This is a genomic window from Paraburkholderia phymatum (genome assembly GCF_040965635.1).
GTDB lineage: Bacteria > Pseudomonadota > Gammaproteobacteria > Burkholderiales > Burkholderiaceae > Paraburkholderia > Paraburkholderia phymatum_B.
In genome coordinates this window covers 1-26,691 of sequence record NZ_JBFRCH010000005.1, presented here as the reverse complement: position 1 = coordinate 26,691, position 26,691 = coordinate 1, and the positions used below count along the sequence as shown (strand labels likewise).

18 protein-coding genes are annotated in these 26,691 nt (G+C 64.2%); 11 read left to right on the top strand and 7 right to left on the bottom strand.

Going from position 1 to position 26,691, the window contains the following annotated elements; all coding sequences use genetic code 11:
- Positions 1–116: 116 nt before the first annotated feature.
- Entirely contained in the window at positions 117–1,787 is a 1,671-nt protein-coding gene (locus AB4Y32_RS11840; RefSeq protein ID WP_368721539.1) for a methyl-accepting chemotaxis protein, read from the bottom strand.
- A gap of 463 nt (positions 1,788–2,250) precedes the next feature.
- Here AB4Y32_RS11840 and AB4Y32_RS11835 point away from each other — a divergent pair, with 463 nt between their 5' ends.
- The gene (locus tag AB4Y32_RS11835; protein ID WP_368721538.1) at positions 2,251–3,516 is read left to right on the top strand and encodes an MFS transporter; all 1,266 of its coding nucleotides are present in this window, start codon (positions 2,251–2,253) and stop codon (positions 3,514–3,516) included.
- Positions 3,517–3,805: 289 nt separating this feature from the next.
- Complete coding sequence (locus tag AB4Y32_RS11830) at positions 3,806–5,722, top strand: propionate--CoA ligase (RefSeq protein ID WP_368721537.1); 1,917 nt, start codon at positions 3,806–3,808, stop codon at positions 5,720–5,722.
- Positions 5,723–5,751: 29 nt separating this feature from the next.
- Here AB4Y32_RS11830 and AB4Y32_RS11825 read toward each other — a convergent pair whose 3' ends face one another.
- A complete protein-coding gene (locus AB4Y32_RS11825) occupies positions 5,752–6,540 on the bottom strand; it encodes a 5'-methylthioadenosine/adenosylhomocysteine nucleosidase (protein ID WP_368721536.1) in 789 nt (262 codons plus the stop codon).
- Positions 6,537–8,903 carry a UvrD-helicase domain-containing protein gene (locus AB4Y32_RS11820; RefSeq protein ID WP_368721535.1) on the bottom strand — a complete coding sequence of 789 codons (2,367 nt, stop codon included), beginning with the start codon at positions 8,901–8,903 and terminating at the stop codon, positions 6,537–6,539. Before AB4Y32_RS11820 ends, AB4Y32_RS11825 begins: the two co-directional genes overlap by 4 nt.
- 314 nt (positions 8,904–9,217) lie before the next feature.
- Between AB4Y32_RS11820 and AB4Y32_RS11815 the strand changes: the two genes are divergently transcribed.
- Together AB4Y32_RS11815 and galU are read left to right on the top strand one after the other, a co-directional pair.
- Positions 9,218–12,100, top strand: a complete 2,883-nt coding sequence (locus AB4Y32_RS11815; RefSeq protein WP_368721534.1) for a valine--tRNA ligase — start codon at positions 9,218–9,220, stop codon at positions 12,098–12,100.
- 70 nt (positions 12,101–12,170) lie between these two features.
- On the top strand, positions 12,171–13,052 hold the full coding sequence (gene galU / locus AB4Y32_RS11810) for a UTP--glucose-1-phosphate uridylyltransferase GalU (RefSeq protein WP_342938356.1): 882 nt from the start codon (positions 12,171–12,173) through the stop codon (positions 13,050–13,052).
- A gap of 119 nt (positions 13,053–13,171) precedes the next feature.
- On the opposite strand, the gene AB4Y32_RS11805 is transcribed toward galU, so the two are convergent.
- From AB4Y32_RS11805 to AB4Y32_RS11790, 4 genes are all read right to left on the bottom strand, one after another.
- The gene (locus AB4Y32_RS11805) at positions 13,172–13,402 is read right to left on the bottom strand and encodes a sulfurtransferase TusA family protein (protein WP_087733718.1); all 231 of its coding nucleotides are present in this window, start codon (positions 13,400–13,402) and stop codon (positions 13,172–13,174) included.
- A 141-nt stretch (positions 13,403–13,543) separates the two neighbouring features.
- Entirely contained in the window at positions 13,544–14,566 is a 1,023-nt protein-coding gene (locus AB4Y32_RS11800; protein WP_368721533.1) for a Gfo/Idh/MocA family oxidoreductase, read from the bottom strand.
- Positions 14,566–15,585: an inositol 2-dehydrogenase gene (gene iolG / locus AB4Y32_RS11795; RefSeq protein WP_368721532.1), complete on the bottom strand. Its 1,020-nt coding sequence runs from the start codon at positions 15,583–15,585 to the stop codon at positions 14,566–14,568. Before iolG ends, AB4Y32_RS11800 begins: the two co-directional genes overlap by 1 nt.
- Positions 15,578–16,459, bottom strand: coding sequence for a MurR/RpiR family transcriptional regulator (locus AB4Y32_RS11790; RefSeq protein ID WP_368721531.1), 882 nt, complete (start codon positions 16,457–16,459; stop codon positions 15,578–15,580). The genes iolG and AB4Y32_RS11790 overlap by 8 nt, the downstream gene beginning before the upstream one ends.
- A 275-nt stretch (positions 16,460–16,734) precedes the next feature.
- On the opposite strand from AB4Y32_RS11790, the gene AB4Y32_RS11785 reads away from it, so the two are divergent.
- The 7 genes from AB4Y32_RS11785 (at position 16,735) to iolB (ending at position 25,968) form a co-directional block, all read left to right on the top strand.
- Entirely contained in the window at positions 16,735–17,787 is a 1,053-nt protein-coding gene (locus AB4Y32_RS11785; protein ID WP_368721530.1) for a sugar ABC transporter substrate-binding protein, read from the top strand.
- 326 nt (positions 17,788–18,113) lie between these two features.
- Positions 18,114–19,295, top strand: a complete 1,182-nt coding sequence (locus AB4Y32_RS11780; RefSeq protein ID WP_368721529.1) for an ABC transporter permease — start codon at positions 18,114–18,116, stop codon at positions 19,293–19,295.
- A 98-nt stretch (positions 19,296–19,393) separates the two neighbouring features.
- Positions 19,394–20,197, top strand: a complete 804-nt coding sequence (locus AB4Y32_RS11775) for an ATP-binding cassette domain-containing protein (protein WP_368721528.1) — start codon at positions 19,394–19,396, stop codon at positions 20,195–20,197.
- A gap of 66 nt (positions 20,198–20,263) precedes the next feature.
- A complete protein-coding gene (locus AB4Y32_RS11770; RefSeq protein WP_368721527.1) occupies positions 20,264–22,303 on the top strand; it encodes a bifunctional 5-dehydro-2-deoxygluconokinase/5-dehydro-2-deoxyphosphogluconate aldolase in 2,040 nt (679 codons plus the stop codon).
- On the top strand, positions 22,300–24,237 hold the full coding sequence (gene iolD, locus AB4Y32_RS11765) for a 3D-(3,5/4)-trihydroxycyclohexane-1,2-dione acylhydrolase (decyclizing) (RefSeq protein ID WP_368721526.1): 1,938 nt from the start codon (positions 22,300–22,302) through the stop codon (positions 24,235–24,237). Before AB4Y32_RS11770 ends, iolD begins: the two co-directional genes overlap by 4 nt.
- A 10-nt stretch (positions 24,238–24,247) precedes the next feature.
- Positions 24,248–25,168: a myo-inosose-2 dehydratase gene (gene iolE / locus AB4Y32_RS11760; RefSeq protein WP_368721525.1), complete on the top strand. Its 921-nt coding sequence runs from the start codon at positions 24,248–24,250 to the stop codon at positions 25,166–25,168.
- Complete coding sequence (iolB, locus tag AB4Y32_RS11755) at positions 25,165–25,968, top strand: 5-deoxy-glucuronate isomerase (RefSeq protein ID WP_368721524.1); 804 nt, start codon at positions 25,165–25,167, stop codon at positions 25,966–25,968. The genes iolE and iolB overlap by 4 nt, the downstream gene beginning before the upstream one ends.
- Positions 25,969–26,691 lie beyond the last annotated feature (723 nt).

The window sequence follows — 26,691 nt, the reverse complement described above, 5'->3', positions numbered from 1 at the left end:
ACACGACGGATGTAACCCATTGAAAAGCAAATATATTGAAAATTCTTCGTATGCTTTTCTGTCTTTGTACGAAAAAATCATACGCTGTGATTTTTCCGTACAGCGCCCCTTCGGCGTCACCCCCGCAGCGAAAACTTCGCCACCGCCGCCTTCAACGCCTGCGCTTGATCGTCGAGCGCACGAGCCGCCGCCGTCGCCTGCTCGACGAGCGCGGCATTCTGCTGGGTTCCCGCGTCCATTTGCGAAACGGCGAGATTGATCTCTTCGATTCCGGAACTCTGCTCGGCGGAAGCAGCTGAGATCTCCCCCATGATGTCGGTGACGCGCTTCACGGCCTTGACGACTTCGTCCATCGTCTGCCCCGCGTCCTGCGCGAGCTGCGAGCCGTTGCTCGCGCGCTCGACCGACGTGCTGATCAAGCCCTTGATCTCCTTCGCCGCGGCGGCGCTGCGCTGCGCGAGATTGCGAACTTCCCCCGCCACCACCGAGAATCCGCGGCCCTCTTCTCCGGCGCGCGCCGCTTCGACGGCGGCATTGAGCGCAAGGATGTTCGTCTGGAACGCGATCCCTTCGATCACGCCGATGATGTCGCCGATGCTCTTCGCGCTGTCGTTGATCTCGCCCATCGTCGACACGACGCGGCTCACCACTTCGCCGCCCTTCTCCGCGATCGCCGACGCGTTATCGGCCAGCGTGCGCGCCTGCTTCGCGTTGTCCGCGTTCTGGCGCACCGTCGACGTCAGCTCTTCCATGCTGCTCGCCGTGCGCTCGAGCGCCATCGCCTGCTGCTCGGTACGCTGCGACAGATCGAGATTGCCCATCGAAATCTCACCCGATGCGGACGCAATCGCCTCCGCGCTCGCCGCGATATGCGCGACCGTCGACGAAAGGCCGTCCTGCATGTCGCGCAGCGCGAACAGCATGCTCGACTTGTCGCGCTTGCCGAGCACGATGTCGTTCGACAGATCGCCTGCCGCGATGCGGCTCGCGATCTCCTTGGCGTACACAGGCTCGCCGCCCAGCTGGCGCGCGAGACGCCGCACCACCCATTCGCTGATCACGAACGCGAGCACGATCAGCGCAATCGTCATCACGGCCATCATCACGAACGAGGACTGATAGATGAACGACGACGCGTCGATGGTCGCCTTCGCCGCCTTGCCGCGCTGCGCGACGAGATCGTCGACGAGCTTTTCGAGCTTGCCCGTCTCGACGAGCAACGACACGTCGGTCGTGCCGACCTGCCAGTTCATCTGCGACAGGTCGAGCGGCTGCGCCTTCACGAGCGTCACGAAATCGCGCAGATGTCCGCTCCACGCGCCGATCGCGTCGGCGAACTTCTTCTGCTGCGCGGCGACCTCGGCGGAATCGGCGTATTGCTGGAGCGTGTTGAGTTCGGCCGACAGACCCGCCAGGCCCTTGTCGATGTCGGCGCCGAGCTCGTCGCGTTCCTTCGCCGTCGTCGCCGTCAGCAGCATCTTCTGGGCGCGGCTCGCACGCAGCAGGTAGCCGCGCGCTTCCTCGGCGGCCCGGCTCGCGACGTGACCCTGCTCGTAGATCGAGCGCATCTGGCCGTTGAGCCGGCTGATCTGCGCCAGCGAGAACACGCCGATCGCCAGTGTGCCGACGAGCAGCACGGCAAAGGCGAAGCGCAACGTCGTCTTCACGGACCATCCGCGCGGCTTGCCGCCCGCTGCCCGCTGCCCCGAACGCGCCGGCTCACCGGCCGCTTCACCATCCGCTACGAACCCCGCGCCCGGCTGGCCACCCAGCGAAACTGCTTTCATATTTCCTGTCCCCACTGACTAACAACAACCGGAAAGGTCGGTTCCGGCATGCCTTCTTATCTCTCCGGGTTGACGGCATCGCGGGCGGTGTTCTTGAGGCCCGCCGTCCCGTCATCGCCCCCGTCCTCGGCGCGCCGCTTCGTGGGCCGCGCGCCGCGCCGGATTTATACACGGCCAAAATTCGCCCCGCGCGCCTTCGAGCGCTTTACGCCGACCTCGTTCATCCGCTGATGCGAGTATCGACGCCTGGAATGGCGCTCGACGACTGTGCTCCACGGAAGCCACCCGCACCGGAAGGGGCATCCTCACCTGAATTGCGTGTCCGGTTCGCGACAAAACTTGGCCGGACAATTGGCGGGAGACACACTACACTTCATCAAACGCTAAAAACACCGGCCGCCGCCGACGGTTCCCCCCGACCGCTGGTGCTGGCATCCCGAGTCACTCTCTCCAGACCGACCACATGGAATCCAGCCTCGACAAAGGCGCCCTGGCTGGCGCCGCCGGCGCTTCCGGCGCCACCGCTTCAGCTTCCGCCCCGGCAGGCAAGCCGCAAGCGCGCACCGTCTATTCGATTCTCGGCGCGATCAGCTTCTCGCATCTGATGAACGACATGATCCAGTCGTTGATCCTCGCGATCTACCCGATGCTGAAGGACAACTTCTCGCTGTCGTTCGGGCAGATCGGCCTGATCACGCTCACGTATCAGATCACGGCGTCGCTGCTGCAACCGCTCGTCGGTATCTACACGGACAGGCATCCGAAGCCGTGGTCGCTGCCTGTCGGCATGGGCTTCACGCTGTCGGGTCTGCTGCTGATGTCGGTCGCGCCGAATTTCGGCGTGCTGCTCGTCGCTGCGGCGCTGGTCGGCTGTGGGTCCTCGGTGTTCCATCCGGAGTCGTCGCGCGTCGCGCGGATGGCGTCGGGCGGCAAGCATGGTCTCGCGCAGTCGCTGTTCCAGGTGGGCGGCAACGCGGGCTCGTCGCTCGGGCCGCTGCTCGCCGCGCTGATCGTGATTCCACACGGACAGCGCAGCATCGCGTGGTTCTCGGCGGCGGCGCTCGTCGGCATTCTCGTGCTCGCGCACATCAGCCGCTGGTACAAGCAGCATCCGGCGACGAAGAAGGCGCGCGCGGGCCACGTTCCGCACGCGACGCTCTCGCGCGGCAAGGTTGCGTTCGCGATGGGCATCCTCGTGCTGCTGGTGTTTTCGAAGTACTTCTACCTGACGAGCATCAACAGCTACTTCACGTTCTATCTGATCGACAAGTTCCACCTGCCCGTGCAGGCCGCCCAAGTGCATCTGTTCGTGTTCCTTGCGGCCGTCGCGGCGGGCACGGTGATCGGCGGCCCCGTCGGCGACCGCATCGGCCGCAAGTATGTGATCTGGGTATCGATTCTCGGCGTCGCGCCGTTCACGCTGCTGCTGCCGTACGCGAACCTGTTCTGGACGGGCGTGCTGACGGTGATCATCGGCATCGTGCTCGCATCGGCGTTCTCGGCGATTCTCGTCTACGCGCAGGAGCTGATTCCGGGCAAGGTCGGCATGGTGGCCGGATTGTTCTTTGGCTTTGCGTTCGGCCTGGGCGGCATCGGCGCGGCGGTGCTCGGCCAGCTCGCCGACTCGACGAGCATCGAGTATGTGTACAAGGTCTGCTCGTTCCTGCCGCTGCTGGGCATCCTGACGGTGTTTCTGCCGGATATCGAGGCGAAGCGGGTAAGAGGGTGAGGGGTGAAAGGCTGAAGAGCCGCCGAAGAGCGCCAGCGCGCTCCGCGCCTTTCCTCGCGCAAGGATTCGACAAGGCGCCGCTTCACGCGGCGCCTTTTTGCTTTTGGTCTGCTGGTGCCGCGTCCGGTGGTCCTATCGTGCAGTGCAGCGCTCATGGTGAACCCGCGTTGTCCGCGTGGCCGCGCGTGCTCTATCCTTTGCTCACCCGCCACGGCGCAAGCCGTAGCCGCGTGCCGTCCACAGCCGCTCATTCGCCCGCTCACCCACGCAGTCCGAAGGATCGCCGCCGATGACCACCTACCGCGAATTCCACCGCCGCTCGATCGAGGCCCCCGAAGACTTCTGGCGCGACGAAGCGCGACGCATCCATTGGGAAACGCCGTTCGATACCGTGCTCGACCGCTCGAATCCGCCGTTTGCGCGCTGGTTCGTCGGCGGACGGACGAACCTCTGTCACAACGCGGTCGACCGGCATCTCGCGCAGCGCGCGCAGCAGAACGCGCTGATCTACGTGTCGACGGAAACGGGCATCGAGCGTCGCTACACGTATGCCGAGCTGTACGCGGAAGTGAACCGGATGGCGGCCGTGATGCGCTCGCTCGGCGTCGGGCGCAGCGACCGCGTGCTGATCTATTTGCCCATGATTCCCGAAGCCGTGTTCGCGATGCTCGCGTGCGCGCGGCTCGGCGCGATCCACTCGGTCGTGTTCGGCGGATTCGCCGCGCCGAATCTCGCCGCGCGCATCGACGACGCGAAGCCCGTGCTGATCGTGACGGCCGACGCCGGCGCGCGCGCGGGCAAGGTGATCGACTACACGCCGCTCGTCGACGAAGCGCTGGCGCGCGCGGCGCACAAGACGTCGAAAGTGCTGCTGATCGACCGGCAGCTCACACCCGAGCGGCTCAACGCGCCCTATCTCGTCGCGTACGAGCCGCTGCGCGAGCAGTTCTTCAATGCGCACGTGCAATGCGAATGGCTCGAATCGACAGAGCCTTCGTATGTGCTGTACACGTCGGGCACGACGGGCAAGCCGAAGGGCGTGCAGCGCGACGTCGGCGGCTATGCGGTGGCGCTCGCGGCATCGATGGAATACATCTTCGAAGGCAAGGCGGGCGACACGATGTTCACGGCGTCCGACGTCGGCTGGGTGGTCGGCCACAGCTATATCGTCTACGCGCCGCTGATCTCGGGCCTCACGACCGTGATGTACGAAGGCACGCCGATCCGTCCCGACGGCGGCATCTGGTGGCGGCTCGTCGAGCAGTACAAGATCAACCTGATGTTCACCGCGCCGACCGCAATCCGCGTGCTGAAGAAGCAGGACCCGGCATTGCTGAAGCAGGCCGATCTGTCGAGTCTGCGCACGCTCTTTCTGGCAGGCGAGCCGCTCGACGAACCGACGGCGGCATGGATCGCCGATTCGCTCGGCAAGCCCGTCGTCGACAACTTCTGGCAGACGGAAACCGGCTGGCCGATTCTCGCGATCCAGCGCGGCATCGAGGCGCTGCCGCAAAAGCTCGGCTCGCCGGGCGTGCCCTGCTACGGCTATGACCTGACGCTGCGCAACGAGCACACGGGCGAGCCCTGTCCGACGGGCGAAAAAGGCGTGATCACGCTCGGCTATCCGCTGCCGCCTGGCTGCATGTCGACGGTGTGGGGTGACGACGCGCGCTTCGTGAAGACGTACTGGGAAAGCGTGCCGAACCAGCAGGTGTATTCGACGTTCGACTGGGGCATTCAGGACGAGGACGGCTACGTGACGATCCTGGGCCGCACCGACGACGTGATCAACGTCGCGGGCCATCGCCTCGGCACGCGCGAAATCGAAGAGGCCTTGTCGAGCCACAAGGCTGTCGCGGAAGTCGCTGTCGTCGGCGTAACGGATCAGGTGAAGGGACAGGCGGCGATCGCTTTCGTCGTCGTGCGCGATGCGCCCGCTTACGAATCCGACGATGCACGCGCGAAGCTCTCAGCCGAGCTGTGCGCGACCGTCGATCGCCATCTCGGCGCGATCGCGCGGCCGGCTCATGTCGTGCTCGTATCGATGCTGCCGAAGACGCGCTCCGGCAAGCTGCTGCGCCGCGCGATTGCGGCGCTCGCCGAAGGCCGCGACCCGGGCGACCTGCCGACCATCGAAGATCCGTCGGCGTTGCAGCAGATTCGCGATGCCATCATGCTCGGCGGCTTTAGCGTGCGGGGCGGCTGAGCGTCGCGAGAAAAGCAGCGCGCTTCCTGTCAACCGCGCGCCGCGAGAAACCGCCTGAGAATCCCGCTTGAATACGTGCCCGCGATCTCAGTGAGGAACGACACGAACGATGCGGGCGCATGCGCGTCCGCGGTGTCGGAAATGGTCCGCACGATCGCGCACGGCACCCCGTACTCGTAGCAGACCTGCGCGATGGCCGCACCTTCCATCTCGACGGCGAGCGCGTCGGGCAATGCGGCGCGCAACAGATCGACGGAAGTCGCGCTCGCAACGAACTGATCGCCGCTGATGATCAGGCCGCGATGCACGGTCGGCAGCGCCTCGGTCAGGAAACGCTCCGACAGCGCGGCGCCTTCTTCGTCGATGAAATGCTCGCACGCGGCCACCAGCGCGGTCGTCAAAAGCGCATCGGCGGCGAAGCGCGACATGCCGAGCAGCGGCACCTCGAAGCGCGGAAACAGCGGCGACGCATCCATATCGTGCTGCATCAGCGATTCGGCCACGACGATATCGCCGATCCGCACCGACGGCCCGACGCCGCCCGCGACGCCCGTGAACAGGACGGCTTCGACATCGAACGCATGAATCAGCGCGCTGACGGTGGCGGCCGCCGCGACCTTGCCGACGCGCGCAAGCGTCACGACGCAAGGCGCGCCGTGCACCGTGCCGATGTGATAGTCGCGCTTGCCGTGCGTGACGGTTTCGACGGGACCTTCAGCGCGCATCGCCGTGACGAGATCGCCGAGTTCCTGGGGCAGCGCCGCCATCACGGCGAGCGGACGGCGCGGAACCGTCGCTTCGAAAGCCAGCGCGCTCATTCGACCGCCTGCAGCTTCGCGACGGCCAGCGCGAGCCACTTCTCGCCGTGCCGCTTGAACTTGACCTGCGCCTTCGCGTCCGCGCCGCCGCCTTCGAGCGCCGTGATCGTGCCTTCGCCGAACTTGGTATGGAACACCTGCTGGCCGATCCGGAAGCCCGTTTCCGCCGCGCGTTGCTGGTTCGCGAACGCGGGCAGCGGCGCGCCCGATGCCGTCGATCCCCCGCCGCCATAGCCCTGCTGACGGTCGGGCCGCGCGAACCAGTCGCGTCCCCAGCCCGCATTGTCGGAGCGGCCGCCCCAGCGCGCGCCCGCTTCGACTTTCGGCGTGAGCCACTTGAGCGTCTCTTGCGGCAGCTCGTCGAAGAAGCGCGAGCGGATGTTGTAGCGCGTCTGGCCGTGCAGCATCCGGCTCTGCGCGAACGACAGATACAGGCGCTCCTTCGCGCGCGTGATCGCGACGTACATCAGGCGTCGCTCTTCTTCGAGCCCGTCCGCTTCGATCGCACTGTTCTCGTGCGGAAAGAGCCCCTCTTCGAGGCCGGTGATGAACACAGCCGTGAATTCGAGGCCCTTCGCCGCGTGCACCGTCATCAGTTGCACCGCTTCCTGGCCGGCCTGCGCCTGGTTGTCGCCCGCTTCGAGCGACGCGTGCGACAGGAAGCCCGCGAGTGGCGTCATCGTGTCGGGGTTCTGCGCGGGGTCGGCGGGATTCGCGGCATCGAGCACGTCGACGCCGGGATCGTCGGTGGCGACCACGAGTTCCGGCGAGGCCGTCGCGCCCGGACGCAGCGGAATCGAGCGCGCGGGCGTATCGAGCCCGTAGCCTTCCTCGCTGACGAAGGCCGTGGCCGCGTTCACCAGTTCCTGAAGGTTCTCCAGCCGCTCTTGCCCTTCGCGCTCGTTCTGATAGAACTCGGACAGCCCGCTTGCGCGCACCACGTGCTCGACCGTTTCGGGCAGGCTCATCTGCGCCGTTTCGGCGCGCATCCTCGCGATCAGGTTCGCGAACCCGCCGAGGCTCGTGCCCGCCTTGCCCGTCACGTACGGAATCGCCGCCGCCATCGAGCAGTTGTACAGGCGCGACGCATCCGCCAGTTGTTCGATCGAGCGCGCGCCGATGCCGCGCGCCGGGAAATTGACGACGCGCGCGAACGCGGTGTCGTCGTTCGGGTTGTCGATCAGGCGCAGATACGCGAGCGCGTGCTTCACTTCCTGGCGCTCGAAGAATCGCAGGCCGCCATACACGCGATACGGAATGCCGACGTTCACGAGCGTATGTTCGATCGTGCGCGACTGCGCGTTGCTTCGATAAAGCACGGCGATCTCGCTGCGCGACAGGCCCGTGTTGATCAGCGCGCGAATCTCTTCGACGATCCAGCCCGCTTCCTGCGAATCCGTCGCGGCTTCGTACACGCGCACGGGTTCGCCATGGCCCGCGTCCGTGCGCAGGTTCTTGCCGAGACGCCGCGCGTTGTGCGCGATCAGCTGGTTCGCCGCATCGAGAATATGGCCGTGCGAACGGTAGTTTTGTTCGAGCTTGATCAGATGCCGGACCTTGAACTCGTGCTCGAAGTCGCGCATGTTGCCGACGTTCGCGCCGCGAAACGCGTAGATCGACTGGTCGTCGTCGCCGACCGCGAAGATCGCGTTGTGCTCGCCCGCGAGCAGCTTCAGCCACGCGTATTGCAGCTTGTTCGTGTCCTGGAACTCGTCGACGAGAATGTGGCGGAAGCGCGCCTGATAATGCGCGCGCAGCGGCGGGTTGTACGACAGCAGTTCGTAGCAGCGCAACAGCAGCTCTGGAAAATCGACGACGCCTTCGCGCTGGCATTGCTGGTCGTACGCTTCGTACAGCTCGACGAACTTGCGGTTGAAGTTGTCGGAAGCGTCGACGTCCTTCGGACGCAGCCCCTGCTCCTTTGCGTTGTTGATGAAGTACTGCAGGTTCTTCGCCGGATATTTTTCGTCATCGATATTCAGGCCCTTCATCAGGCGCTTGATCGCCGAGAGCTGATCCGACGTGTCGAGAATCTGGAACGTCTGCGGCAGGCCCGCGTCGCGGTGATGCGCGCGCAGCATCCGGTTGCACAGGCCGTGGAATGTGCCGATCCACATGCCGCGCGTATCGATCGGCAACAGCGCCGACAGGCGCGACATCATTTCGCGCGCGGCCTTGTTCGTGAAGGTGACGCCGAGCAGGGTGGCAGGCGTTGCGAGACCGTGCTGGATCAGCCAGGCGATCCGCGTGATCAGCACGCGCGTCTTGCCGCTGCCTGCGCCCGCCAGAATGAGCGCCGGTTCGTTCGGCAACGTGACGGCGGCGTGTTGTTCGGGGTTCAGATTCGCGAGCAGTTCGGGCATGGATGACGAGAAGAAACTACGATTGCGGCGGGTGGTCCGTCATTATAAGACCGCGACGCCCGGAGCCTGGTGCGCCGCTGGTGCGCGTGGGACTGTCGGTCTTCGATTCCGCCAGGATCTCGCGCCTGATCGCGCCCTGTCTTGCGCACGCTGTCTTCCTTGCTGTCTTCCGCCCCGCCTTGCACCCCGCCCCGCGCCCGTGTTGCCCTCGGCTTGCGCACGAGCAACGGCCGGCGCGGACCGCCGCCTCGCGCCACCCTTTATAATTCAACGTTTCGGGCATCTTTCCACGTATTTTCCGGCAGATTTTGACGATGACGACAAGCGACAGCACGCTGGCCAAGAGTTTCGAGCCGCAGACGATCGAGGCCCACTGGGGCCCCGAATGGGAAAAACGCGGCTACGCCGCTCCGGCGTTCGAACCGGGCCGCAAGAACTTCTCGATTCAACTGCCGCCGCCCAACGTCACGGGCACGCTGCACATGGGCCATGCGTTCAACCAGACGATCATGGACGGCCTGACGCGCTATCACCGCATGCTCGGCGAGAACACGCTGTGGGTGCCGGGCACGGACCACGCAGGCATCGCGACGCAGATCGTCGTCGAACGGCAACTGGACGCGCAAGGCGTTTCGCGCCACGACCTCGGCCGCGAGAAATTCGTCGAGCGCGTGTGGGAATGGAAGCAGCAGTCCGGCTCGACGATCACGAGCCAGGTGCGGCGCCTCGGTGCATCGATCGACTGGTCGCGCGAATACTTCACGATGGACGACAAGATGTCGGCCGCCGTGCGCGACGTGTTCGTGCGTCTGTATGAACAGGGTCTGATCTATCGCGGCAAGCGCCTCGTCAACTGGGACCCGGTGCTGCTCACGGCCGTGTCCGACCTCGAAGTGGTGAGCGAGGAAGAGAACGGCCATCTGTGGCACATCCAGTACCCGCTCGCCGACGGCTCGGGCCATCTGACCGTCGCGACGACGCGTCCCGAAACGATGCTCGGCGACGTCGCCGCGATGGTGCATCCTGAAGACGAGCGCTACGCGCATCTGATCGGCAGGACAGTCAGGCTGCCGCTGACGGACCGCGAGATTCCCATCATCGCCGACGATTACGTGGACCGCGAGTTCGGCACGGGCGTCGTGAAGGTCACGCCCGCGCACGATTTCAACGACTACCAGGTCGGCCAGCGCCACAAGCTGCCGCAGATCGAAATCCTCACGCTCGACGCAAAGATCAACGACAACGCGCCCGAAAAATATCGCGGCATGGATCGTTTCGATGCGCGCAAGCAGGTCGTCGCCGATCTCGAAGCGCTCGGGCTGCTCGAATCGGTGAAGCCGCACAAGCTGATGGTGCCGCGCGGCGACCGCACGGGCGTCGTGATCGAGCCGATGCTCACCGACCAGTGGTTCGTCGCGATGAGCAAGCCGGCCCCTGATGCCACATTCGGCACGTTCAATCCGGGCAAGTCGATCGCCGACACGGCGCTCGATGTGGTCCGCAACGGCCAGATCAAATTCGTGCCGGAAAACTGGACGACCACGTACTACCAGTGGCTCGAAAACATCCAGGACTGGTGCATCTCGCGTCAGTTGTGGTGGGGGCATCAGATTCCCGCGTGGTACGGCGAGAACGGCGAAATCTTCGTCGCGAAGACGGAAGAAGAAGCACGCGCGCAAGCCGATGCGAAGGGCTACAAGGGCGCGCTCAAGCGCGACGAAGACGTGCTCGACACGTGGTTCTCGTCGGCGCTCGTGCCGTTCTCGTCGCTCGGCTGGCCGAACGAGACGCGGGAGCTGGAAGCGTTTCTGCCGTCGTCGGTGCTCGTCACCGGCTTCGACATCATCTTCTTCTGGGTCGCGCGCATGGTCATGATGACCACGCACTTCACCGGCAAGGTGCCGTTCGACACCGTTTATGTGCACGGTCTCGTGCGCGACGCCGAGGGTCAGAAGATGTCGAAGAGCAAGGGCAACACGCTCGACCCGATCGACATCGTCGACGGCATCGGTCTCGACGCGCTGGTCGCGAAGCGCACCACGGGCCTGATGAATCCGAAGCAGGCCGCGTCGATTGAAAAGAAGACGCGCAAGGAATTCCCCGAAGGCATTCCCGCGTTCGGCACGGATGCGCTGCGCTTCACGATGGCGTCGATGGCGACGCTCGGCCGCAACGTGAACTTCGACCTCGCGCGCTGCGAAGGCTATCGCAACTTCTGCAACAAGCTGTGGAACGCAACGCGGTTCGTGCTGATGAACTGCGAAGGCCACGACTGCGGCTTCTCGAAGCCGGGCGCGTGCCAGCCTGGCGATTGCGGCCCGGGCGGCTACACGGACTTCTCGCAGGCCGACCGCTGGATCGTGTCGCTGCTTCAGCGCGTCGAAGCCGAAATCGAAAAAGGCTTCGCGGATTATCGTTTTGACAATGTGGCGAACGCCCTATACAAGTTCGTGTGGGACGAATACTGTGACTGGTATCTCGAACTCGCGAAGGTGCAGATCCAGACGGGCACGCCGGAACAGCAGCGCGCTACGCGCCGCACGCTGTTGCGTGTGCTCGAAACGGTGCTGCGGCTCGCGCATCCCGTGATTCCGTTCATCACGGAAGCGCTGTGGCAGAAGGTGGCGCCGCTTACGGAGAAGTATCCGGAAGGCAAGGCGGAAGGCGAGGCATCGATCATGACGCAGCCCTACCCGATCGCGGAGCCGCGCAAGATCGACGAAACGGCCGAGCAATGGGCCGCCGATCTGAAGGCTGTGATCGACGCGTGCCGTAATCTGCGTGGCGAGATGAACCTGTCGCCGGCGACGAAGGTGCCGCTGCTCGTGACGGGCAACGCCGGGCGGCTCACGTCGTTCGCGCCCTACGCTCAGGCGTTGGCGCGTTTGTCCGAGGTGCAGATCATCGCGGACGAGGCAACGCTCGATGCACAGGCACATGGCGCGCCGATTGCTATCGTAGGAACGGACAAGCTCGTGTTGAAGGTGGAAATCGATGTCGCCGCCGAACGCGAACGCCTGTCAAAGGAAATCGCCAGATTGAATGCAGAGGTTTCGAAGTGTAATGCCAAGCTCCAGAACGAGAGCTTTGTTGCAAAAGCACCGCCGGCGGTCGTTGAGCAGGAGCAAAGAAGGCTGGCAGAATACCAGACCACGATTGGCAAGCTGACGGCACAACTGTCGCGCTTGCCGGCCTGATTTACGCCCCATGCGTGCCGCGCCAACGGCGCCTCCACGCATTCCAAACCAGAGGACGTAGGGTAGACACATGCTAAAAGTTACTAAGGCAGTTTTTCCGGTCGCGGGTCTCGGTACGCGCTTTCTTCCTGCCACGAAGGCGAGCCCGAAGGAGATGCTGCCCATCGTGGACAAGCCGCTGATCCAGTACGCAGTCGAAGAGGCAATGGCGGCCGGCATCACCGAGATGATCTTCGTGACGGGCCGCAGCAAGCGCGCGATCGAAGACCATTTCGACAAGTCGTACGAAATCGAGGCCGAGCTGGAAGCGCGCGGCAAGGCGAAGCTGCTCGAACTGGTTCGCAGCATCAAGCCGAGCCACGTCGACTGCTTCTACGTGCGTCAGCCGGAGGCGCTGGGTCTGGGCCACGCCGTCCTGTGCGCGGAAAAGCTGGTCGGCGACAACCCGTTCGCCGTGATCCTCGCGGACGACCTGCTGTACGGCAAACCGCCCGTCATGCAGCAGATGATCGAGGTGTTCGATCACTATCACAGCTCGGTGATCGGCGTCGAAGAGATTCCGCCGTCGGAGACAAAGTCGTACGGCATCGTCGATGGCAAGGAGTGGGAAGACGCGATCATCAAGATGTCGGGCATCGTCGAGAAGCCGGCGCCCGAAGTCGCGCCGTCGAATCTCGGCGTGGTCGGCCGCTATGTGCTGAAGCCGCGCATCTTCGATCACATCCGCGCGCTGAAGCCGGGCGCGGGCGGCGAACTGCAGCTGACGGACGCCATCCAGTCGCTGCTCGCCGACGAGCAGGTGCTCGCGTACAGGTATCACGGCACGCGCTTCGACTGCGGCAGCAAGCTCGGCTATCTGAAGGCGACGGTGGAATTCGCGCTGCGCCACCCGGAAGTGGCCGCGGACTTCGAAGAGTATCTGCGTACGCGTTCGCCCGTGCTTGAAGGCTGATCGAACGTTCGGCGTGTGCAACAGCACTACGAGGCCACGTAAGCAAAAAGCAAAAGGCACTGCGCCCCATCGGGGACGCAGCGCCTTTTTTCATGAACTTGCGACGCAGCCGCGAAACCTCAGCGACGCCGCATCAGGAACACGAACACCTTGTCCGGCAGCGTCGACGACTCGACGATCTCGTTGCCCGTCTGCTTCGAGAACGCGGCGAAATCGCGCTGCGAGCCGGGATCGGTGGCGAGCACCTTGAGAATCTGGCCACTTTCCATGTCGGCCAGCGCTTTCTTCGCGCGCAGAATGGGCAGCGGGCACTTCAAGCCGCGCGCATCGACTTCCTTGTGAATCTGAATTTCCATCGACGATGACCTTCGTGAGGCGGCGCGTGCATTCCGCTCGAATGATCACGGAAATCAGCGCCAGGCAGAGGGTCAAATTCTAACGCATGCGCTTCGAGCGCGCCCGGGCCGCGACAGTCCGGACGCGCGTTTCGCTTACAGATCGACAGCCCGTCCGCTTGCGAGCGATTCGCGCAGCGCATAGCCGATGCGCGTTGCCTCCATCGCGTCCGCAAGCGTCGCGCCGCTCTGCCGCCCTTCCCTCACCGCGGCGACGAACGCCTGGGCTTCGCACAAGAACGCCTCTTCGAAGCGATCGAAGAAAGTCGGCGCGCACTCGTTGCGGATGCCGCTCGCGTCGGCAATCTCGACGCGGTTCGCGCGCGGATTGCGCCCGATATACAACGCGCCCGCCGTGCCGATCACTTCACTGCCCGTGTCGTTGCCGTGCGCGAGCGTGCGCGACGCGTAGAACATCGCCAGGCGTCCGCCCTCGAACTCGCAGATCGCGACGCCGTTATCGACGTCGCCGAATTCGCGCAGGCCCTCATGCAGCGCGACCACGCCGCTCGCATATACGCGCTTCGCTTTCGGCATGCCGAGCAGCCAGCGCGCGACGTCGATGTCGTGCACCGTGCAGTCGAGAAAGATGCCGCCCGAGGTCGGCGCAAAGCGCACGAAGAAGCCTTCGGGATCGTTCTGGTCGCAGGTCTGCGAGCGCACCATGAACGGCCGCCCGATCGCGCCCGCCTCGATCTTCTCGAATGCGTTGCGATAGCTCGGATCGAAGCGGCGCATGAAGCCGATCGTCGCCTGCAACTGCGGATGACGCTGCGCCTCTTCAATCACGCGCTCGCATTCGGCGAAATCGAGCGACAGCGGTTTTTCGCAGAACACATGCTTGCCCGCGCGCAACGCATCGATGATCTGCTGCGCGTGCAAAGCGGACGGCGTGACGAGCCACACGGCATCGACGTCGCGATCGTCGAGCAATGCGCGATAGTCGTCGTAGACGCGCGGCGCGGGCAACGTCTCGCGCGCCCACATCCGCTCCGCTTCGACGGGACTGCACACGGCCACGAGCGCCGCGCCCGACACGCGATACGCGAGATTCTCCGCGTGCCGCTTGCCGAGCCGGCCCAGACCGACGACACCGATACGCAATGGTGATGCGCTCATCACAGCGCCTCGTTGAGCTTTACAGCGCGTCCTTCGCGCCACGAACGCGTCGCGGCTTCCGCGAGTTCGAGCGCCTTCATGCCGTCGGCGACCGTCGTGCGCACCGGCTTGCCTTGCGTGACGGCTTCGAAGAAATGCGCGATTTCGAGCGCATACGCGGCGCGATAGCGTTCGAGGAAAAAGTGCTCGGGCACGTCGCTGGAAACGGCCGTCTTCGAGTACGCGGACACTTGCGTCGGACGCACGTTGCCCGCCTGCAGCATGCCGTCGCTGCCGAGCACTTCGAAGCGCTGGTCGTAGCCATACGCGGCGCGCCGCGCCGTGTTGATCTGGCACAGCCGCCCGCGCTTCGTGCGGATCGTCACGGCCGTCGAATCGATATCGCCCGCATCGGCGATCGCGGGATCGGACAGACAACTGCCCGTCGCGTGCAGCGTGTCGGCTTCGTCGTCGAGAATCCAGCGGAAGATGTCGAAGTCGTGAATCAGCATGTCCTTGAAGATGCCGCCCGAGTGCCTGATGTACTCGACGGGCGGCGCGCCCGGATCGCGGCTCGTCACGACGAGCATTTCGGGCGTGCCGATCTCGCTCGCATCGAGGCGAGACTTCAGTGCGGCGAACGTCGGATCGAAGCGCCGCTGAAAGCCGATCATGCACACGACGCCCGCTTTCGCGACGGCATCGGCGCACGCACGCGCGCGTTCCAGCGTCAGATCGACGGGCTTTTCGCAGAACACGTGCTTCTTCTGCGCGGCCGATTGCAGGATCAGCTCGGCGTGCGTATCGGTGCTCGAACAGATGACCGTCGCGCCGACCGACGCATCGCCCATCGCGCCGTCGACATCCGCAACCTGCGCGCCGTATTGCGCGGCGAGCGCGGCCGCCGCGTCGCGATTCACATCGACCACATACTTGAGCCGCACGCCCGGCTGCCGCGCGAGATTCGACGCATGAATCCTGCCGATGCGTCCCGCGCCGAACACAGCCACGTCGATCGTCTTGCCTGCCACATCAGTCATCGTATCCTCCAGTGTCTGTCGACTCTTCCACGTTCAGTTCCAGCTTGTACGCGAGCGCGATGAACAGCGCCTGGCACAGGCAGATCGTGCTGGTCAGCGAGCGGAACGCGAACGCGCTGCCCTCTTTCACATACAGCTGCGTCGTCGCATAGCGCGCGAGCGGCGACAGCTGGCTATCCGAAATCACGAGTGTCTTCGCCTGATGATGATGCGCGACGCGCAGGCAGTACTGCGTCTCCTTGCCATAGGGCGCGAAGCTGATCGCGATCACGACGTCGCCCTTCTTCACGCTGCGAATCTGCTCGCGATACATCCCGCCGAAACCCGACACGAGATGCACGCGCTTCGGCGTGTGCTGCAACGCATAGACGATGTAGCTCGCGACGGGAAACGAGCGCCGCACGCCGACCACGTAGATGTTCTCGGCCTGTTGCAGCATCTTCACGGCGGCGTCGAATTGCGCGTCATCGAGCGAGCGTTCCAGTTCGTCGAGACCGTCGCGGCACGCGGCCATGAATTCGCGCGCGACGCCGCCGCCCGACAGCCGCCCAGGCTTCTCGTCGATCAGCTTGCGGATGCGTTGCTGATAGCTCTGCGACGACGCGCCCTGCGTCGTGTACGCCTGGCGGAACACCGCCTGCAGATCCGAAAAGCCCGAAAAACCGAAACGCTGCGCAAAGCGCACGACGGCGGACGGATGCACGCCGCAACTCAACGCGATATCGCTGGTGCGATCGACCATCACGCTCGAGCGGTGCTGCTCGATATACGTCGCCACGCTCTTCAACTGACGCGGCAGCGACTCGTAGTTCTCCGCGATGCGTTGCATCAATTCATCGACGCTCGGCAATTCTTCTGTGCTGTCTTCCGCCATGGTCCTGACCTCTGTGCTTTTTTGCAGCGCAAAACCGCGTGCCGCAAGCGTTCGCGGCAACGTCGACGCGCTGTCCCGACGATGCCGAGTATAGGCACAACCGAAAGCAAATGGAATGGATTTTCCATTTTTCTTTGACATGAAATTTTCATTGCAACTCTCGAAAAGTTGGCCTACTCTTGGTCCTGAGCGATGACGCAACGGCGAGCCGGCATCACCTCGCAAAGCGTCAGACGCTCCCCTCAAAAACGAACAGACCGAGAAAGGTGGAGACAATGAGACTTTGCAAGGGCAAGGCTTCGTTCAAGGTTCTGGCAGCCGCCGTCACGCTGGCGGCGGGCATCGGCGCGATGACGGCGCCGGCGGCACAGGCGGCCGACGCTCACTTCGTGCTGATCAGTCACGCGCCGGACTCCGATTCGTGGTGGAACACGATCAAGAATGCGATCAAGCAGGCCGACGAGGATTTCAACGTCGAAACCGACTACCGCAATCCGCCCAACGGCGACATCGCCGACATGTCGCGTCTGATCGAGCAATCGGCGGCGCGCAACTACGACGGCGTGATCGTCACCATCGCCGACTTCGACGTGCTGAAGAGCTCGATCGGCAAGGTCACGGCCAAAAAGATCCCGCTCGTCACGATCAACTCCGGCACGGAAGAGCAAAGCGAAAAGCTCGGCGCGATCATGCATATCGGACAGCCCGAATACGTGGCGGGCAAGGCGGCAGGCGAGAAGGCGAAGGCAGCGGGCGTGAAATCGTTCCTGTGCGTGAACCACTTCGCGACCAATGCCGTTTCGTTCGAGCGCTGCCGTGGCTTTGCCGATGCGCTCGGCGTGAACTACAAGAGCTCGACGATCGATTCCGGCCAGGACCCGACCGAAATCCAGTCGAAGGTGAGCGCGTATCTGCGCAACCATCCGAACACGGGCGCGATCCTGACGCTCGGACCGACGCCCGCGTCGGCGTCGCTGAAGGCCGTGCAGCAGATGGGCCTCGCGGGCAAGATCTACTTCTGCACGTTCGACTTCTCGGATGACATCGCGAAGGGCATCCAGGCCGGCACGATTGCATTTGCGATCGACCAGCAACCGTATCTGCAGGGTTATATCCCCGTTGCCGTGCTCGCGATCGTGAAGAAGGAACACACGACCGACCCGGCGAAGATCCGGCAGATCCTCGAGGCCAATCCGAAGTTCAAGGCGCGCATGCAAACGTACGGCCTCGAACCGTCGTATGGGCCGAAGAATATCCGTTCCGGTCCGGGTTTCATCACGAAGGCGAATATCGACACGGTCGTCAAGTACGCGGGCCAGTACCGCTAACCGACTGACCTTTTATCTGGTCATACGCGGTACCGGGCGCGGCAGCCAATGCGCGACCCCGGCGGCCTGTTGCACGTTCGCACTTTCGCATTTTCACGTGCAAGCAGCAGCCGCCATCGTCGGGCGTCCGACCGCGAGATTGACCGGCCTTCTGCGCATCTCTCGCCACTCTCACGAGTGAACCGCGCAGCGAGGCCGGGCATCAGCAACTATCGTGCATGTGACGGGAGCGGGCGTTCGCGCACCAGTTACCGTCGACCGCAATTGCTTGCATGGGACCCGGGAAAGGCGCTGTAGCGCCGACTCGGGTCCACAAAGGAGACATCATGGGCGTAGCCGGCAAACACTTTCCTTCGCATGGTCACGACGCAGCGGACAACGACGCGCAATCGTCGCAGTCGTCGCAGTCGGTCCCGGCCTCGGCAGCCGACGAGCGAATCAGAAAGGAATCGTTCTTCGGACATCTGCTGAACCGGCCGGAATTCGCCGCGATTTCCGGCACCGTGCTCGTGTTCCTCGTGTTCGCGATCGGCGCGGGCGGCTCGGGCATGTTCAACCTCGATGGCGTGATGAACTGGTCGCAGGTGTCCGCGTATCTGGGCATTCTGGCCGTCGGCGCCTGTCTGCTGATGATCGCGGGCGAGTTCGATCTGTCCATCGGTTCGATGATCGGTTTCGCCGGGATGATGGTCGCGATACCCGCTGTCTATTTTCACTGGCCGATCTGGGCCGCGATCGTGTTTGCGTTCGCCGGATCGATGGCGCTCGGCGCATTGAACGGCTACCTGGTGATGCGCACGCGTCTTCCGTCGTTCATCGTGACCCTCGCGTTCCTGTTCATCCTGCGCGGCCTCACGCTCGCGCTGTCGATCATGGTCGCGGACCGCACGATCATCTCGGGCGTCGGCGATCTCGCGCAAGCCGACCACGTGACGAACTTTCTGTTCCATGGCGTCGCACTGCATGGCCTCTTCACGAGCCTCGCGCACATCGGCATCGGCTCGCTGCTCGACAACGGCCAGCCGCTCGTGCCGGGCATTCCGAAAGTGCTGCTGTGGTGGTTCGGGCTCGCTGCGATCTGCGCATTCGTGCTCGCGAAGACGCGTTACGGCAACTGGATGCTCGCAGTCGGCGGCGATGCGAACGCCGCGAAGAACGTCGGTGTGCCCGTGCGCCGCGTGAAAATTTCGCTCTTCGTGCTGACGGCTTTCTGCTCGTGCCTGTTCGCCGTGCTGCAAGTGTGCGACATCGGCTCGGCCGCCGCCGACCGTGGTCTGCAAAAGGAATTCGAGGCGATCATCGCCGCGGTCATCGGCGGCACGCTGCTGACGGGCGGCTACGGCTCGGTGGTGGGCGCCTGCTTCGGCGCGCTGATTTTCGGCGTCGTGCAGATCGGCATCACCTATACGAATGTCAGTTCCGACTGGTTCCGTGTGTTCCTCGGCGTGATGCTGCTGATCGCGGTGCTGTTCAACCATTATGTGCGCCGCCGCGTGTCTCAATCGTGACCCGTCAGTCTTGCCCCGGCAATCACAACCCCGGCAATCGTAACCACGCCATCGCATCGAACATGCGATAGACACGCACCAGACACGAGGAAACGGCCATGTCCGACACTCTCCAGCAAGACGACTACATTCTCTCGCTCGAAAACGTCAGCAAGTATTTCGGCAAGGTGATCGCGCTGTCGGGCGTCACGCTTCGGCTGAAGCGCGGCGAAGTGCACTGCCTGCTCGGCGACAACGGCGCGGGCAAGTCGACGCTCATCAAGACGCTCGCGGGCGTGCACCAGCCCTCTTCCGGCGACTACCTGGTAGATGGCAAGAAGGTGCTGTTCGAATCGCCGAGCGACGCGCTCGACCTCGGCATCGCGACCGTGTATCAGGATCTCGCACTCGTGCCGCTGCTCTCGGTGGCGCGCAACTTCTTCATGGGACGCGAGCCGCAGAAGAAGCTCTTCGGCCTCGTCAACGTGATGGACCTCGACACGAGCGCGCGTATCGCGCGCGACAAGCTCGCCGAAATGGGCATCATGGTGCGCGACCCGCATCAACCGATCGGCACGATGTCGGGCGGCGAGCGGCAATGTCTCGCGATTGCACGCGCGATTCACTTCGGCGCGCGCGTGCTGATCCTCGACGAACCGACTGCGGCGCTCGGCGTGAAGCAGAGCTTCAACGTGCTGAAGCTGATCCACAAGGCTCGCGCGAAAGGCATCTCCGTGATCTTCATCACGCACAACGTGCACCACGCGTACCCGATCGGCGATTCGTTCACGCTGCTCAATCGGGGCAAGTCGATGGGCACCTTCACGAAGGAAACCATCACCAAGGACCAGGTGCTCGACATGATGGCAGGCGGCGCCGAAATGCAGAAGATGATCAGCGAGCTCGAAGGCGCGACGATCTGATTCGCGCGGCTTGCCGCTGCATCCCTACGCCCTTCTCGCTGCGTGCAGCATACTCAGGACACACCTATGGCTCTCACCAGCACACCCAACGCCAACAGCGCGAGCCGCTTCGCAGCGGGCCGCGCCCTCGACATCGTCTGCCTTGGCCGGCTCGCCGTCGATCTGTACGCGCAGCAGGTCGGCGCGCGGCTCGAAGACGTCGCGAGCTTCGCGAAATATCTGGGCGGCTCGTCGGCGAACATCGCGTTCGGCTGCGCGCGGCTCGGCTTGAACGCGTCGATGCTCGCGCGCGTCGGCAACGATCACATGGGCCGCTTTCTCACCGAAACACTCACGAAGGAAGGCTGCCACGTCAGCCACGTGCGCGTCGATCACGAGCGGCTCACCGCGCTCGTGCTGCTCGGCCTGAAGGACCGCGACACGTTTCCGCTGATCTTCTATCGCGAGAACTGCGCGGACATGGCCGTCGACGAAGCGGATTTCGACGAGGCATACATCGCATCGTCGAAAGCGCTGCTCATTACGGGCACGCACTTTTCGACGGAACAGGTGAACCGCACGAGCCGCCGCGCATTGGAGTACGCGCGCCGCAACGACGTGCGCACCGTGCTCGACATCGACTATCGACCCGTGCTGTGGGGACTGACGGGCAAGGCCGATGGCGAGACGCGCTTCATCGCGAACGACAGCGTGAGCGCGCACATCCAGAACATCCTGCCCCTCTTCGATCTCGTGATCGGCACGGAAGAAGAGTTTCGCATCGCGGGCGGCAAGGAATCGCTCATCGAATCGCTCGCGCAAGTGCGCAACGTGACGCCTGCGACGCTCGTCGTGAAGCGCGGGCCGCTCGGCTGCCAGATCATCGACGGCGACGTGCCCGCTTCGATCGACGATGCGCCGATTCACGGCGGCGTCGAAGTCGAAGTGCTGAACGTGCTCGGCGCAGGCGATGCGTTCGCGTCGGGCTTCCTGTCGGGGTGGCTGCGCGACCAGCCGCTCGAAGCATGCGCGCGCGCCGCGAATGCGAGCGGCGCGCTCGTCGTGTCGCGTCACGGCTGCGCGCCCGCGATGCCTACACCTGCCGAGCTCGACTACTTCCTGCGCGAAGCGAAAGCGGACCCGGCGCGCATGCGCCGCCCCGATCGCGACGCAACGCTCGCGCGTCTGCATCGCGTGACGCCCGCGCGCAAGGCCTGGGACGAAGTGCTCGGCTTCGCGTTCGATCATCGCAATCAGTTCTTCGAACTCGCGCAACAAGCGGGCGCGAACCCGGCGCGCATTTCAAAGCTGAAGAGCCTGTTCGTCGAAGCCGTCGAGCAGACGGAACAGGCGCTTGGCTTGCAAGGCCGCATCGGGGTCCTGATCGACGATCGCTATGGCCACGATGCACTGAACGAAGCAACGGGACGCGGCTGGTGGATCGGCCGTCCCGTCGAGCTGCCGGGCTCGGTGCCGCTGGTGTTCGATCATGGGCGCTCCGTCGGTACGACGCTCACGAGCTGGCCGCGCGAGCACGTGGTGAAGTGCCTCGTTCAATACCACCCCGACGAGCCGATCGAGCAGCGCATCGAGCAGGAAGCGCAGCTTCGTTCGCTCTATGACGCCGTGCAGGAGTCCGGCCACGAGCTGCTGCTCGAAGTGATCCCGCCGAAGCATCTGCCGGCCGGACCGGACATCGTGTTTCGCGCGTTGAAGCGCCTCTACAACATCGGCATCTATCCGGAGTGGTGGAAGCTCGAACCGATGGAAGCGTCGCAGTGGCAAGCCGTCGATGCTCTTATCCACGAGCGCGATCCGTATTGCCGCGGCGTCGTGCTGCTCGGCCTGTCAGCGCCTGTCGAGCAGATGATCGAAGGCTTCCGCTCGGCCGCGCAATCGACGACGTGCAAGGGCTTCACGGTCGGCCGCACGATCTTCCACGAGCCGAGCCAGGCGTGGCTCACGGGCGAGATCGGCGACGACGAAGTGATCGCGCGCGTGCGCCGCACATTCGAAACGCTGATCCAGTCGTGGCGTGACTCGCGTGCAACGGCTGGTCCAGGCAGCGGGGGTGGCACGTCGAATGCGACTTCGCCACGTAACGTTCATCAGGAGCAGGTGGCATGAATCAGCGCGTGGTGCATCACGATGAAACGGTCTCATCCGACGCGGCCGCGCAAGTGTCGGCGGACGGCACGATTCGTCTGACGGCAGCGCAGGCCGTCGTCCGCTATCTCGCTGCGCAACTCGTCGAGACAGAAGACGGCGAGAGCACCGAGCCGCTCTTCGGCGGCGTGTTCGCGATCTTCGGGCACGGCAACGTCGCGGGCCTCGGTGAAGCGCTCTATCAGCATCGTCACGAACTGCCGACGTATCGCGCGCACAACGAGCAGGCGATGGCGCACAGCGCGATCGCGTTCGCGAAGTCGCATTTCCGCCGACGGCTGATGGCCGTCACGACATCGATCGGTCCTGGCGCGACGAACCTCGTCACGGCGGCCGCGCTCGCGCACGTGAACCGCTTGCCCGTGTTGCTGCTGCCCGGCGACATCTTCGTGTCGCGCGCCCCCGACCCGGTGTTGCAGCAGGTCGAGGACTTCCACGACGGCGGCATCTCGGCCAACGATGCTTTGAAGCCCGTGTCGCGCTACTTCGATCGCATCGTGCATCCGGCGCAACTGCTCAATGCGTTGCCGCGCGCGATTCGCGTGCTGACGGACGCCGCGCTGTGCGGTCCCGTGACGCTCGCGATGCCGCAAGACGTGCAGGCAACCGCCTACGACTACCCCGCCGTGTTTTTCGAACCGCGCGTCGTGAAGCTGCATGCGCCCTCGCCCGTCGCGAGCGAAATCGACGATGCGCTGCTGGTGCTGGGCAACGCAAAGCGTCCGATGATCGTCGCGGGCGGCGGCGTGTTGTACGGCCGCGCAACGGATACGCTGAAGGCGTTCGCGCACGAGCACGGCATTCCCGTCGCGGAGACGCAGGCGGGCAAGAGCGCGCTCGCGTGGGACGATCCGCTCAATCTCGGCGCGCTCGGCGTGACGGGTTCGCCCGGCGCGAACGAGCTTGCGCACGAAGCCGATTGCGTGCTCGCCATCGGCACGCGCTTGCAGGACTTCACGACGGGATCGAACACGCTCTTCACGCAGGCGCAGGTGATCGGCATCAACGCGAACGCGTTCGATGGCCTCAAGCATCGCGGCTGCATCGTGCAAGCCGACGCGCGCCTCGCACTCGAAGCGCTGACGTCGCAACTCGAAGGGTGGCAAGCGGATGCGTCGTGGACCGCGCGCGCCCAGCAGCGCGCGAACGAATGGCGAGACATCGTGCACAGGCTCACGCACGCGCCGCAAGCCGACAATGCGCTCCCCTACGATGCCGACGTGATCGGTGCCGTCCAGCGTTCGAGCGCGCGCTCGACGACGGACGACATCGTCGTTTGCGCGGCGGGCACGCTGCCCGCCGAGTTGCACAAGCTGTGGCGCGCGGGCCGGCCGGGCGCGTATCACGTCGAGTATGGCTACTCGTGCATGGGCTATGAGATCGCGGGCGGTCTCGGTGCGAAGCTCGCGAGGCCAGAGCGCGAAGTGATCGTGATGGTCGGCGACGGCAGCTATCTGATGATGAACAGCGAGATCGCGACGTCGGTGATGCTCGGCGCGAAGCTGGTCGTCGTCGTGCTCGACAATCGCGGCTATGGCTGCATCAACCGGCTGCAACAGGCGTGCGGCGGCGCGCCGTTCAACAACATGTTCGACGACTGCGTGCAAGGCGCGCCGGGCGCGCCGAACATCGATTTCGCCGCGCATGCGCGTGCGATGGGCGCGCAGGCCGAGCATGTCGCCAACGTGCGGGAACTCGAAGCCGCGATGCAGCGCGCGCGCGCCGCGGACCGCACGTACCTGATCTGTATCGATACCGACCCCGCGCGCACCACCGACGAAGGCGGCTGTTGGTGGGAAGTCGCCGTGCCGGAAGTGTCGTCGCGCGAAGGCGTGCGCGACGCGCGCGCCGACTACGAAGCGCACATGAACGCACGCGGCAGGGACAACCAGTGAGGAAGCGCACATGAGTCAGTTCGAAGTACGCATCGGCATCAATCCGCTGTCGTGGATGAACGACGATCTGCCGTCGCTCGGCGGCGAGACGCCGCTCGAAGTCGCGCTCACGGAAGGGCGAGAAATCGGCTATCAGGGGTTTGAGCTCGGCAACAAGTTTCCGCGCGAGCCCGACGCGCTGAAGGCGTTGTTCAAGCAGTACGATCTGTCGCTCGTCTCCGGCTGGTATTCGGGGCGGCTCGCGGACTTGAGCCGCAGCATCGAAGACGAATGCAAGGCCGTCGGCTCGCATCTGGAACTGCTGTCGAAAAACGGCGCGACCGTGATGGTCTACGGCGAAGTGCACAACACGATACAGGGCTCGCCTCTGCCGCTTTATCAGCGTCCGCGCTTCTTCACGGATGAGCAATGGAGCACGTACGCGAAGCGCCTCGATGAATTCGCGCGTTATACGCTGAGCAAGGGCGTGCGCGTCGCATATCACCATCATATGGGTGCGTATGTCGAAACGCCTGCCGACGTCGACCGTCTGATGGCGCTGACGAGCGACGATGTCGGCCTGCTGTTCGACGCGGGCCATATCACGTTCGCGGGCGGCGATGCGTTGACGGTACTGAACAAACATATCGGCCGCGTCTGTCACGTGCATTGCAAGGACGTGCGCCCGGCCGTGATGAAGCTCGCGCGCAATCGCAACTGGAGCTTTCTCGATGCGGTGATCGCGGGCGCGTTCACGGTGCCGGGCGATGGCGCCGTCGATTTCCCCGCGATCATCGATACGCTCAAGCGGCATGGCTATCGCGGCTGGCTCGTCGTCGAAGCGGAGCAGGACCCCGCCGTCGCGCCGTCGTATGCTTTTGCGCAGAAGGGGTATCGCACGCTGCGCACGCTCGTCGATGCGCCCCTCGATGTCGCACAGGAGGCAGCATGAGCTTGCTCGTGAAAGCACAGCGCGAAGGTCAAACGATCGCGCGCGTCACGCCCGACACGGCGGGCTGGAAGTATGTGGGTTTCGCCGCGTACCGGATGGAGCCGAATGAAGTCGTGCACGTGCTCGAAGCGTCGCGCGAAGTGTGTATCGTCGTAATGGCGGGCGCCGTCGATGTCGAAACGGATGCGCAGACATGGACGGGGCTCGGCTCGCGCGACAGCGTGTTCGAAGACAGCGCACCCGTCGCGGTCTATCTGCCGCCCAACACCCGCGCAACGATTCGCGCGAACCGGCATGCCGAAGTAGGCGTCGCCAGCGCGCCCGCGAAGGGCGACTACCCTGCGCGTCTGATCGAGCCATCGCAGATGAAGCGTTCGGTGCGCGGCAAGGGGGCAAATACGCGCTACGTATGCGACATTCTTCCGCAAACGGAGCCTGCGGAGTCGCTGCTCGTCGTCGAAGTGCGCACGCCGGGTGGCCACTCGTCGAGCTATCCGCCGCACAAGCACGACACCGACAACATCCCGACGGAAAGCTCGCTCGAAGAGACGTACTATCACCGGCTCAATCCTTCGCAAGGGTTTGCGTTTCAGCGCGTTTATACGGATGAGCGCGATATCGACGAATCACTCGCCGTCGAGGATCACGATGTCGTGATGGTGCCGCGCGGCTATCATCCCGTCGTCGTGCCGTACGGCTATGACTCGTACTATCTGAATGTGATGGCGGGACCGACGCGCACGTGGCACTTCAAGAACGATCCGAAGCATGAGTGGATCGTGGAGAGGGATTCGAAGTGATTTTTTGCCTGCGACGCTGTGGGTTTGTTGCCTTTATCGCAGGCATCCGCGATGCGCCTCGCGGCGCGGGCGTTGCCCCTGTGCGGGGCGGCACCTACTTTTCTTTGCCGCGGCAAAGAAGAGTAGGCAGAAGAAAGCCGCTCACACCGCCAGTGCTTGACCTTTACCCACGGGCTCTCAACGTCCCCGTGCTTCACGCGGCAGTGAACTAACTTATATTCGTTGCCAACGCCTTGGCTATACGCCTCACCCGCTCCGTGCATCTGTGGCACGGCGTAGGGCATCGAACTTCTTAGCGCCCCATTTCGGTAGTGAATGCGGTTGCTGTACGGTACAGGGCAACGCCCGCACTTGTGCCGCATCGCGTAGCGACGGTGTCCTGTGCGGCGCGAATGCCTACACACAGTTTGCCGCAAAGGGGCGCGGAATGTTCGATATCGCGGGCCGTAATTCGGGTGCACGAAGCGGGTGAGGCGCTTAAGTAGTGAGCTGGCAACGAACATGGGCCATGTGTGTTGCAGCGTGAAGGATGGGGACGCTGAGAGCCCGTGGGTAAACGTCAAGCGCTGGCGGTGTGAGCCCGATTTCTTTGCTTAGGAATCTCTGCAAAAGTCCTGGCACTGACGTGAGCGTGAACTATCCTGGGATGGGGATACTTCAAGGAGCGGCGAGATGACACAGCTTGGTCTTGGTCTGGATCTGTCGACGAAGCGCACCCGCAAG

Bases quoted from the DNA above. Each gene is read 5' to 3' on its own strand.
- AB4Y32_RS11830 (WP_368721537.1), top strand. From the start codon at position 3,806: ATGACCACCTACCGCGAATTCCACCGCCGCTCGATCGAGGCCCCCGAA.
- AB4Y32_RS11780 (WP_368721529.1), top strand. From the start codon at position 18,114: ATGGGCGTAGCCGGCAAACACTTTCCTTCGCATGGTCACGACGCAGCG.
- AB4Y32_RS11820 (WP_368721535.1), bottom strand. From the start codon at position 8,903: ATGCCCGAACTGCTCGCGAATCTGAACCCCGAACAACACGCCGCCGTC.
- AB4Y32_RS11840 (WP_368721539.1), bottom strand. From the start codon at position 1,787: ATGAAAGCAGTTTCGCTGGGTGGCCAGCCGGGCGCGGGGTTCGTAGCG.
- iolD (WP_368721526.1), top strand. From the start codon at position 22,300: ATGAATCAGCGCGTGGTGCATCACGATGAAACGGTCTCATCCGACGCG.
- AB4Y32_RS11800 (WP_368721533.1), bottom strand. From the start codon at position 14,566: ATGAGCGCATCACCATTGCGTATCGGTGTCGTCGGTCTGGGCCGGCTC.
- AB4Y32_RS11790 (WP_368721531.1), bottom strand. From the start codon at position 16,459: ATGGCGGAAGACAGCACAGAAGAATTGCCGAGCGTCGATGAATTGATG.
- AB4Y32_RS11770 (WP_368721527.1), top strand. From the start codon at position 20,264: ATGGCTCTCACCAGCACACCCAACGCCAACAGCGCGAGCCGCTTCGCA.
- iolG (WP_368721532.1), bottom strand. From the start codon at position 15,585: ATGACTGATGTGGCAGGCAAGACGATCGACGTGGCTGTGTTCGGCGCG.
- galU (WP_342938356.1), top strand. From the start codon at position 12,171: ATGCTAAAAGTTACTAAGGCAGTTTTTCCGGTCGCGGGTCTCGGTACG.
- AB4Y32_RS11825 (WP_368721536.1), bottom strand. From the start codon at position 6,540: ATGAGCGCGCTGGCTTTCGAAGCGACGGTTCCGCGCCGTCCGCTCGCC.
- AB4Y32_RS11785 (WP_368721530.1), top strand. From the start codon at position 16,735: ATGAGACTTTGCAAGGGCAAGGCTTCGTTCAAGGTTCTGGCAGCCGCC.
- AB4Y32_RS11775 (WP_368721528.1), top strand. From the start codon at position 19,394: ATGTCCGACACTCTCCAGCAAGACGACTACATTCTCTCGCTCGAAAAC.
- iolB (WP_368721524.1), top strand. From the start codon at position 25,165: ATGAGCTTGCTCGTGAAAGCACAGCGCGAAGGTCAAACGATCGCGCGC.
- AB4Y32_RS11815 (WP_368721534.1), top strand. From the start codon at position 9,218: ATGACGACAAGCGACAGCACGCTGGCCAAGAGTTTCGAGCCGCAGACG.
- iolE (WP_368721525.1), top strand. From the start codon at position 24,248: ATGAGTCAGTTCGAAGTACGCATCGGCATCAATCCGCTGTCGTGGATG.
- AB4Y32_RS11835 (WP_368721538.1), top strand. From the start codon at position 2,251: ATGGAATCCAGCCTCGACAAAGGCGCCCTGGCTGGCGCCGCCGGCGCT.